Source organism: Aeromonas sp. QDB18 (genome assembly GCF_027705325.1).
In the GTDB taxonomy this organism is placed as follows: Bacteria; Pseudomonadota; Gammaproteobacteria; order Enterobacterales; family Aeromonadaceae; genus Aeromonas; species Aeromonas caviae.
This window is the reverse complement of the sequence record NZ_JAPDBQ010000155.1, coordinates 1-10,072: the sequence shown is the minus strand read 5'-3', so window position 1 is coordinate 10,072 and position 10,072 is coordinate 1. Positions and strand designations below refer to the sequence as shown.

Below are 10,072 nucleotides of genomic sequence, written 5' to 3'. Positions count from 1 at the left end.
CTGTGCTCGGTGATTGATCCGGGAGATCAGATCACCACTTGGCTAGATAGTTCCCCGATTTGTGCAACAAGGCCTCGGTGAGGGGATAAATGACCCAGAGCGGCCCCTTGTTGCGCAGGGTCAGAGCCTTGCCATCCTGCTTCTCGGCCACCAGCACCGGGTACTTCTCCCCGTCTTCCAGCGGCAGTGCGGCCCAGTATTCATTGACCGCGAGGGCCTTGACCTCCTGGCTCTTGAGACCGTAGATCCTGACCAGGTCCCGCAGCAACACCCCGCGATAGAGGTGCTCCCCCTCGGTCCAGGGCGTCCCCGTCTTAACTTCCGTCTGCGGCAAGGCCTCAAACTCGGCACGGGTAAGCACCACCTCCCCCTTGCCATTGCAGCACCCCGCCCCCGCAATTCTGAAGAAGGGCTCCTCCGCCAACACCATACCCGACACGAGCCATCCAGATATCAGCAACACCTTGCCAAGCCACTTGCCCATCACGCACCTCCCTGTCATACGGTTTATTTATTCATCTCACTCTGCTGACTCATATGCAAACAACAGAATGCACCTTCAGACCAAAGTCGCAGTCGTTTGCAACCAGCAACGATTGTGCGTCTTCCAAAAGTATCCAATCGCTTCCCAAAGAATGACACCAGGCGCCACCCCCAGGCAAATGGATTGCACCATTTTTCTTTCACTGGCTCCTCATCAAACCGGATGCCCACCACGGCCGGAAAAAGGTGACAATCTTCGCTACGCATCTGAAAAACAGACACAAAAAGGGCCACTCCATGGAGCGGCCTTCTCATCAGTGCAGTCAGGGTTTAGCTGTCGCGGCGCTTGTTGCCACCGAATTTGCGACCCTTGTCGAAACCGCCTTCACGGCGATCCTTGTTGAAGGGACGGTCACCCTGGGGACGGCGATCCTTGTTGAAAGGACGGTCGCCACGGAACGGACGATCACCACGGGGCGGACGGGGAGCAGTGTTGCCACCGGCCGGCACTTCGGTGTAACGGGTGATCTGCAGCGGACGCTGGCAGACACGGGCCTTCTTGATCACTTCCAGCACCTCGGCGCTCATGCCCTTGGGCAGATCGACGGTGGAGAAGTCATCGGCGATGTCGATGTTGCCGATGAAGCGGCTCTCGATGTTCGCTTCGTTGGCGATGGCACCCACGATCTGGCCCGGCTTGACGCCGTGATGGGCACCCACGTCGACGCGGTAGCGCTCCATCTCCACGTCCGGGTTGTCTTTCAGTGGACGCGGCTCCAGGGACGGCATGCGACGGGCCGGACGATCGCCACGGTCACCGAAGTCACGACCGCCACGGTCGTTGAACTCACGACGCTCGAAGCCACCGCGATCGTTGCCGGCGTTGAACACCGGATCCGGAATGGAGTCATCCAGCAGCAGCGGTTGGTCGCCCTGTACCAGCTTGGCCAGTGCAGCAGCCAGCTCCAGCGGATCGGCAGAATCTTCTTCGATCAGCTCGTTCACCAGGTTGTGGTAGATCTCGAGCTCTTCACCCATCATGGTTTCGCGGATGCGCTCCTTGAACTTGGCCAGACGGTGCTGGTTGATGTCCTCGGTGCTCGGCATCTTCATCGGCTCGATCGCTTGACGAGTTGCGTGCTCGATGGCGCGCAGCATGCGACGCTCGCGCGGTGCCACGAACAGGATGGCTTCACCCTTGCGACCAGCACGGCCGGTACGGCCGATACGGTGAACATAGGATTCGGTGTCGTAGGGGATGTCGTAGTTCACCACGTGGGTGATGCGCTCAACGTCCAGACCGCGGGCGACCACGTCGGTGGCGATCAGAATGTCCAGCTGGCCCTGACGCAGCTTGTCGACGGTACGCTCACGCAGCTTCTGCGGGATGTCACCGTGCAGCGCTTCACAGGCGTGACCACGGGCAGCCAGCTTGCCTGCCAGCTCTTCGGCGGCGTTCTTGGTACGCACGAACACCAGCAGGGCTTCGTAGGATTCCACTTCCAGCAGACGGGTCATGGCGTCCAGCTTGTGCAGACCGGTCACCTGCCAGTAACGCTGGCGAATGGTGGTTGCGGTCGCGGTCTTGGAAGCGATCTTGATCTCTTTGGGCTGCTTCAGGTGCTTCTGGGCAACACGACGGATCTGCTCCGGCATGGTGGCAGAGAACAGGGCAACCTGACGACCGGCCGGGCACTGATCCATGATCCAGTCCACGTCGTCGATGAAGCCCATGCGCAGCATTTCGTCCGCTTCGTCCAGCACCAGGGCTTTCAGACCGGAGAGGTCCAGGTTCTTGCGACGGATCAGGTCCATCACGCGGCCCGGGGTACCCACGACAACCTGAGCACCGCGGCGCAGGGCGCGGGTCTGGGTTTCGTAGGAAGCGCCGCCGTAGATGGGCAGCACGTGGAAATCGGGCATGTGGTGGGCATAGCGTTGGCACGCCTCTGCCACCTGCAGGGCCAGCTCGCGGGTCGGGGCCAGCACCAGGATCTGGGTGTTGCGGTTACCAGCTTCCAGACGAGACAACAGAGGCAAGGCAAAAGCAGCGGTCTTCCCTGTACCGGTTTGTGCCTGCCCCAGCAGATCGTGTCCCGCCATCAGGTGGGGAATTGCTGCGGCCTGGATGGGAGACGGACGCTCATAGCCCACGTCCTGCAGCGCTTTCAATACAGGCGCGGCCAGTCCAAGCTCACTAAAAAGGGGCAGTTGTTCGGTATCAGACATAGATTCTTCCAGATTAAGGCAGGCGGCTAACACCGCGGAATAGCAAAAAGGCGGCGATTATAGCGCCACTTTGTTCTGCTGTCTTGAAAAATGTGATAGGTGTCTCAAGACGTTGGCAATTATAGAGGGATCTCGCGACTATGGCTTGCTTATTTTTCACTCATGATGCGTTATTGCCGATCACGCTTCGCCAGAGTCCTTGTCCCGCTTGTGCTTGAGCACCGCCATGGTCAATCGGCTGGTGCACAATAAACGACCACGTTCATCGCGCATCTCGATCTGCCACACCTGAGTCGTCGCCCCCAGATGCAGCGGCGCGCAGCGCCCCGTCACCACCCCTTCCCGCTTGGCCCGTAGGTGGTTAGCATTGACCTCCAGCCCCACGCAATAATTCTCCTCCCCCACCGCCATGTTGGCCGCAAGCGATCCCAGCGTTTCCGCCAGCACCACGGAGGCGCCGCCGTGCAGCATGCCGAGTGGTTGATGGGTGCGGTGATCCACCGGCATGGTGGCCTCCAGCCAGTCGGGGCCAAAGGCGGTGTAGACGATGTCGAGGTGGGCCATCAGGGTGTTGCGGGAGCTGGCGTTGAGCCCATCCAGGCTCATGGGTTTGCGCCAGATGGGGCTGCTTTCTTGACTCATGGTGAGCGGACTCCTTGCGTGATCAACGGGTTATCGCTGCGCTGTAGCGGCAAACCAGCAGTGTCGGCGAAAAAGGAGCAAAAAAAAAGATGCCCACGCCGGGGCATCTTGCATCGAGATTGACCCTCACCAGGGATAGGTCACCCCTGGCCACTCGGCCCAGGGGCCGTCCCGCCCCGGCAGACGCGGCTCGGACCAGCGCCATACCTTGCCGAGCCAGGTGCGCAGTTCGGCTTCGAGTTCGCTGTCAGTGAGCGGCGCCTCGGCCACCTTCCAGAAGAAGAGCTCCACCTGCACCTCCGGCAGCACCGACGGATAGAGGTAAACCCCGCCCCAGAAGCGGGGCTCCCTGTCCGGGCTCCAGAGGCCATAGGCAAAGGAGCGCTTGGCCAGAAACTCGGCGTGCTGCCACTCCAAGTCGGCCTCGTGCTGACTCAGGCTGAAATTGGCGGAGGACCACACATCGTCCGGGCGAAACAGCTGATGGAGCTGATCCCGCTCGCGCAGGATGGCGACAAACTCCACCACGGCCTGGGACGGCGTGGTGGGGAGCAACAGAAAATGCGGGTGCCGATAGGCCTTTGGCACCCGGAATCCCTTGGGAAAGTGGAGCATCAGAGCAGTTCCAGCAGGGCCTGCAGCGGATGCTTGAGCTTCTCCCCCTCCATCCGCTTGACCTGGCTGCGGCACGAATAACCGGTGGCCAGACAACGGGCTTGCGGCAGGCGAGCCAGGGGCTCGGCCCAGCTCAGACCGTAGATCCCCTTGGAGTTCTCCACCTGTTTGGCGTCGTGACCATAGGTGCCCGCCATGCCGCAGCAACCCACCGACACCGGCTGCAAACGTGCACCGAAGCGGCCGAACAGGGTGCTCCAATCACCATGGGTGGTGGGCTTGGCGGTCTTCTCGGTGCAGTGGGCAAACAGATACCAGGGGTCGGTGCCAACCTCTTCCCGCAGCGGCAGCGCCTCGGCAGGCAGGGAGAGCAGCCACTCCTGGGGCAGCAGCACCTGGAAATCGCCGCGGGCGGGGCCGAGCGCCTTCACGTACTCGTCCCGGTAGCAGAGCACCAGAGAGGGGTCGACCCCCACCATAGGGATGCCGAGGGCCGCCACCTTGTTGAGGAACTGGGCGCTGCTGGCAGCAGTGCGGGCGAAGGCGCGCAGGAATCCCTTCACGTGCTGAGGCTTGCCGTTGGGTTTGAACGGCAGCAGGTAGGGCTGATAACCCAGCTTGCTGGCCAGCTTCACCAGGTCACGCACCACGGGGGCGTCGTAGTAGCTGGTGAAGGGATCCTGCACGATGAGCACCACTTTTTGGCGCTGCTCGGGGCTCATGGCCTCGAGGCCCGGCAGATCGAAATAGCGGGCGCGGTGATCACGCAGCTCCTCGGCCAGGGTCGGCACGGAGAGCAGCGGCACATCCACCATGCCGATGCTCTTCTCGGTCGCCTTCTGGGCCCACTCTTTTTCGAGGAAGAAGTTGACCAGCTTGGGGGCCTTGGCCAGCAGGGGCGCATAGCTTTCTACCGTGCCCACGAAGTAATCCTTGGGGCCGCGCAGATATCGGCTGTGATAGAGCTGCATGAAGCGGGCGCGGAAGGTGGGCACATCCACCTTGATGGGGCACTGGCTGGTGCATGCCTTGCACGCAAGGCACCCCTCCATCGCCTCCATCACCTCGTGGGAGAAGTCATACTCGCCCCGGGCGCGGGCCACCGTATTGCGGAACTTGTCGACGATCTGCTTGAAGCGTAGACCCCCGCTTTGCAGCGCCACCTCTTCGGCAAGGGGATCGAAGCCCTGCTCCGACAACTGGCGCAGCCATTCACGCATCAGGCCAGCCCGCCCCTTGGGGGAGTGACGGCGGTCGCGGCTGATCTTGACCGAGGGGCACATGGGGGAGTCGGTCTCGAAGGTGAAACACAGACCGTTGCCGTTGCAATCCAGCGCCCGTGTATAGCTCTCGCGCACGGCAATCGGGATCTGGCGGTCGAACTTGCCGCGCTTGGGCCCGTCCACCGAGACAAGCGAAGCGCCGCTGCCATAAGGCATGCAGATCTTGCCCGGGTTGATGCGGTTGGCCGGATCGAACGCCCCCTTGACCCGTTGCAGCTCTTCCCACAGCTCGCCGAAGAAGGCGGGGCTGTATTCGGAGCGAAAGCCCTTGCCGTGCTCGCCCCACATCAGGCCGCCGTATTTGGCGGTGAGCGCCACCACCTGATCCGAGATGCGCCGCAGCAGCACCTCCTGCTCGGGATCGCACAAGTCCAGCGCCGGGCGCACGTGCAGCACCCCGGCATCGACATGGCCGAACATGCCGTAGTCAAGGCCGTAAGCGTCCAGCAGGGCGCGAAACTCCATGATGAAGTCCGCCAGGGATTCCGGCGGCACGGCGGTGTCTTCGGTGAAGGCCACCGGCTTCTTGCGCCCCTCGGCGTTGCCGAGCAGCCCCACCGACTTCTTGCGCATGCCATAGATGGTCTCGATGCTCGGCAGGTGGTCGCACACCTGATAGCCAATGACCCCCGCCTCCCCCCTGGCCAGCAGGGCGTCGATGCGCCGGCACAGCTCCTCCACCTTGGCCTTGTGCGCATCCTCGTCGGTGTCAGCAAACTCGACGATGTTGAGCCCCTGCAGATCCTTGCCGGGCACATCCTGGATGAGATCCTTCACCGAATGCCAGATGATGTCGGCGCGGGCCAGTCCCAGCACCCGGGAGTCCACCGTCTCCACCGACAGGGCGTGGGCCTGTACCATAAAGGGGGCATTTCTGAGCGCGGAGGGGAAGCTGTCGTACTTGACGTTGACCAAGGTGCGGTAGCGCGGGATGGGGGTGATGTTGAGGCGGGCTTCGATGATGAAGCCCAAAGAGCCTTCCGAGCCGCACAGCACCCGGCTCACATCCAGAGTGTCGGTATCGGGCTGATAGAGGTGCTTGAGATCGTAACCGGTCAGAAAGCGGTTGAGCTTGGGGAAGGTGGCTTCGATGTCGGCGCGCCGCTCGCGGCCGATGCGATAGAGGGTGCGATAGATCTCCCCTTCACGGGTCTCGAGGGCCAGCTTGTCCGCCAGACGCTGGCCGGTCACCGGCTCGGTCGCCATGAGATCGCCGTTCTCCAGCACGGCCTTGAGGCCGAGCACATGATCCGAGGTCTTGCCGTACACCAGCGACCCCTGCCCCGAGGCGTCGGTGTTGACCATGCCTCCCAGGGTGGCCCGGTTGGAGGTGGAGAGATCCGGCGAGAAGAAGTAGCCGTGGGGCTTCAAATAGGCGTTGAGCTGGTCTTTGACCACCCCGGCCTGGGCCCGCACCCAGCCCTCTTCCAGATTAATTTCCATGATCTGGTTCATATGGCGCGAGAGATCGACGATAATGCCGCCGCCCAAGGATTGGCCATTGGTGCCGGTACCGCCACCGCGAGGGAAGAAACTCAAGGTTGCGTACTCGGGCCCCTGGGCCAGCTTGAGCATCACCGCTATGTCATCCGCGCTGCGCGGATAGAGAACCGCCTGAGGTACGACCTGATAGACGCTGTTATCCGTCGCCATCGCCAACCGGCTTGCATAAGACTTTTCGATATCACCACGAAATGCTGATCGCGCCAGCAACTCAAGAAACTGCAGGGTTGTAGGTGACAAACTGTCCTGGTAATCGAGTCTCGGGATCATGAATCCTTGTTCCCATCCTTTGCTTGATGCCGGCATTCCGGCGACAACGACCGTTCGGACCTGCCTCTTTGCGGGTGTCCGAACCAGTCCGCTCACATGTGAGCGGGCAGTATATCAGCTAGAAAACCGCTTGCGCGCGCAATCTTCACCATTTGAAAGGAGGACTTTTATGGCTCACTACAGCCATGTTATCAGTACGCTTATTCGCACCGAAAAACAGGCGCTGACCCTGTCGCTGTTTGGTTGCATCACCTTTGCCATTTTCGGGATCGGCTATGGTCTGTTCGTCGGTTCCAACGCCATCATGCTGGACGGCATCTTCACCCTGTTCAGCATGGGCATGACGGGCCTTGGGCTCATCACCGCCTACCTGGTTACCCGCCCCTCCGACGCCCGTTTCCAATACGGCTACGCCCACTTCGAACCCATCGCCAACGTCATCAACGGCGCCATCATTCTGCTGCTCTGCCTCGGTGCCCTCTATGGCGGCATCACCTCCCTTCTGGCGGGCGGACGAGAAATAGATCTCGGCCACGCCCTCATCTATGCCGTCGTCTCCACCTTCTTCTGCGGCATCCTCTATCTCATCGAGGCCGACGTGGCCGAGCGGGTCAACTCCGAGCTGGTGCGGGTGGACTCCAAGGAGTGGCTGGTGGATACCCTGCTCAGCGCCACCCTGCTCATCGGCTTTCTGGTCGCCATCGGGCTCGATACCCTGGGTTACGGCCACTACAACCGCTACATAGACCCGGTGCTGGTCTCGCTGCTGGCCCTGTGTGCCACCCTTATTCCCATCAAGGTGCTCGGTCGCAACCTGCGGGAAGTGCTGAAGATTGCCCCCAAGGGGGATGTCTCCCGGCTGGTGGCAAGCGAAGTCGAGGCCCTGCGCCTGCGCCATGGGGTCGAGTGCTACAGCCACCTGGCAAAAAGCGGCCGCCGCTTCGATCTCGAGCTCAACATCCTGGTGGCCCCCGGCCAGGAGTGGCCCGTAGAGCGCCAGGATGCCCTGCGCCAGGAGCTCTGGTCTCGCCTCGGCGACACCCTGGGAGACGCTTGGCTCTCGGTCTGCTTCACCAGGGAAAAACGCTGGTTGTAAGCCGCAAGGCGGGGCTTGCCTGGCAAGCTCCGCCTGCCCCTGTTGCCCTGTTGGGCGAGCGCCTCCCCCTGCGCATCCAGACCCCTCTTGCCAAATACGGGATTCCCGTTATCATCAGGGCTCACTTTTGACCCGAGGTTTTATTGCCCATCATGGACAATCCCCGAAGTAGCCCTTCGTCTTTTCCCATCAAAGCCTATCTGTACCTGCTCAACCAACGCCTCTGAAGCGATCGTCTCCGTCACCACGGCCACGCCGTGACCACGATTCACTGCATCTGTCTTCATTGAGGTCAATCACATGGAATTCTTGCTGGACCCGTCAATCTGGGTCGGTCTGCTTACCCTGATCATCCTGGAAATCGTTCTCGGGATAGACAACCTGGTCTTCATCGCCATCCTGGTGAAAAAACTGCCCCCCGCCCAGCGGGACAAGGCGCGCATCATCGGTCTCTCCCTGGCCCTGCTGATGCGCCTGGGACTGCTCACCATCATGTCATGGCTGGTCACCCTCACGGCTCCTCTGCTGCACATCTGGGATCACTCCTTCTCCGGTCGGGATCTCATCCTGATGGGAGGCGGACTCTTCCTGCTGTTCAAGGCCACCTCCGAGCTGCATGAGCGACTCGAGGCCAAGCCCGAGGAGCAAGGCGGCACCGGCGTCTATGCCGGGTTCGGGGTGGTGATCGCTCAGATCCTGGTGCTGGATGCGGTCTTCTCCCTGGACTCCATCATCACCGCCGTCGGCATGGTGGATCACCTCGGCGTCATGATGGCGGCCGTGACCATCGCCATGGTAGTGATGGTGCTCGCCTCCAAGCCCCTGACCCGCTTCGTCAACGCCCACCCCACTGTGGTGGTGCTCTGCCTGAGCTTCCTCTTGATGATCGGCTTCAGCCTGGTGGCGGAGGGCTTCGGCTTCCACATACCGAAGGGCTACCTCTACGCGGCCATCGGCTTCTCGGTGCTCATCGAGTTCTTCAACCAGCTCGCCCAGCGCAGTGCCCTGCGCCATGAGGCGCGCCAGCCCCTGCGCGAGCGCACCACCGCCGCCATCTTCAAGCTGATGGGGGGGAACAAGCGCTCCGCCCACCCGCAGGAGGACGAAGAAGAGGTGCAGGCTCAGCCCCTGCCCCCTGGTTTCGGTGAAGAGGAGCGTTACATGGTGAGCGGCGTGCTGTCGCTGGCCGAGCGTTCCATTCGCACCATCATGACCCCGCGCTCCGAGATGGAGTGGATCGACGTGAGCGACAGCGAGGACGAGATCCGCGCCCTGCTGCAACGGGCCCCCCACAGCCTGTTCCCGGTCTGTGACGGGGAGCTGGACGAGATCATCGGGGTGGTCAAGGCTCGGGATCTGCTGTTTGCCCTCAACGAGGGGCAATCCCTGGCAGCACTAGCCAGACAGAACGAGCCCGTCATCGTGCCCCAGACCATCAACGTGATCCGGCTGCTGGCGGAGCTGCGCCAGGCCAGGGGCAGCCTCATTCTGGTGGCGGACGAGTTTGGCGTCATCCAGGGGCTGGTCACCAACCACGATCTGCTGGAGGCCATCGTCGGCGAGCTGCCGGACGAGGACGAGACCCCCGATGTGGTGCGCGAGGGCGAGCATTGGCTCATCCACGGCACCACCAACATCCATCAGGTGGAGCAGGCCCTGAACTGCGACGGGCTGGTGAGCGAGAGCGACGAGTACGTGACCCTGGCGGGCATGCTGCTCTCCCACTTCGGCAGTCTGCCCGACGTCGGTCAGCAGTTGCACCTCGGCCAGTTCTGCTTCGAGGTCATGGCCGTGAGCGAGCGGCGCATCGAGCGAGTACGGGTCACCCCACTCTCCCCCTGATCATCGGTGGCAATGCAGCAAAAGAGGGCCTTTGGCCTAATGCCGATCAGTTAAGGATCCATTGACCGATCCTCAGGCTGTGTAAGAATCCGAAACTCCTTGTTGGGTT

The 10,072-nt window shown here is 61.9% G+C and carries 7 protein-coding genes; 2 read left to right on the top strand and 5 right to left on the bottom strand.

What is annotated here, in order from left to right; translation table 11 throughout:
- Positions 1 to 31: 31 nt before the first annotated feature.
- From OKC30_RS17850 to ydiJ, 5 genes are all read right to left on the bottom strand, one after another.
- Positions 32 to 484 carry a molybdopterin-dependent oxidoreductase gene (locus tag OKC30_RS17850; protein ID WP_270809725.1) on the bottom strand — a complete coding sequence of 151 codons (453 nt, stop codon included), beginning with the start codon at positions 482 to 484 and terminating at the stop codon, positions 32 to 34.
- Positions 485 to 813: 329 nt separating this feature from the next.
- Positions 814 to 2,712 (bottom strand): DEAD/DEAH box helicase, encoded by a 1,899-nt coding sequence (locus OKC30_RS17845; RefSeq protein ID WP_029314717.1) that lies wholly within the window; start codon positions 2,710 to 2,712, stop codon positions 814 to 816.
- Between the two features lie 180 nt (positions 2,713 to 2,892).
- The gene (locus tag OKC30_RS17840; RefSeq protein ID WP_270663470.1) at positions 2,893 to 3,354 is read right to left on the bottom strand and encodes a hotdog fold thioesterase; all 462 of its coding nucleotides are present in this window, start codon (positions 3,352 to 3,354) and stop codon (positions 2,893 to 2,895) included.
- Positions 3,355 to 3,480: 126 nt separating this feature from the next.
- Positions 3,481 to 3,969 carry a hypothetical protein gene (locus OKC30_RS17835; RefSeq protein ID WP_270809724.1) on the bottom strand — a complete coding sequence of 163 codons (489 nt, stop codon included), beginning with the start codon at positions 3,967 to 3,969 and terminating at the stop codon, positions 3,481 to 3,483.
- Positions 3,969 to 7,025 carry a D-2-hydroxyglutarate dehydrogenase YdiJ gene (gene ydiJ, locus OKC30_RS17830; RefSeq protein ID WP_160838309.1) on the bottom strand — a complete coding sequence of 1,019 codons (3,057 nt, stop codon included), beginning with the start codon at positions 7,023 to 7,025 and terminating at the stop codon, positions 3,969 to 3,971. Before ydiJ ends, OKC30_RS17835 begins: the two co-directional genes overlap by 1 nt.
- A gap of 169 nt (positions 7,026 to 7,194) precedes the next feature.
- Between ydiJ and OKC30_RS17825 the strand changes: the two genes are divergently transcribed.
- Positions 7,195 to 8,121 carry a cation diffusion facilitator family transporter gene (locus OKC30_RS17825; protein WP_041214996.1) on the top strand — a complete coding sequence of 309 codons (927 nt, stop codon included), beginning with the start codon at positions 7,195 to 7,197 and terminating at the stop codon, positions 8,119 to 8,121.
- Positions 8,122 to 8,421: 300 nt separating this feature from the next.
- Positions 8,422 to 9,963 (top strand): TerC family protein, encoded by a 1,542-nt coding sequence (locus OKC30_RS17820; protein ID WP_160838307.1) that lies wholly within the window; start codon positions 8,422 to 8,424, stop codon positions 9,961 to 9,963.
- Positions 9,964 to 10,072 lie beyond the last annotated feature (109 nt).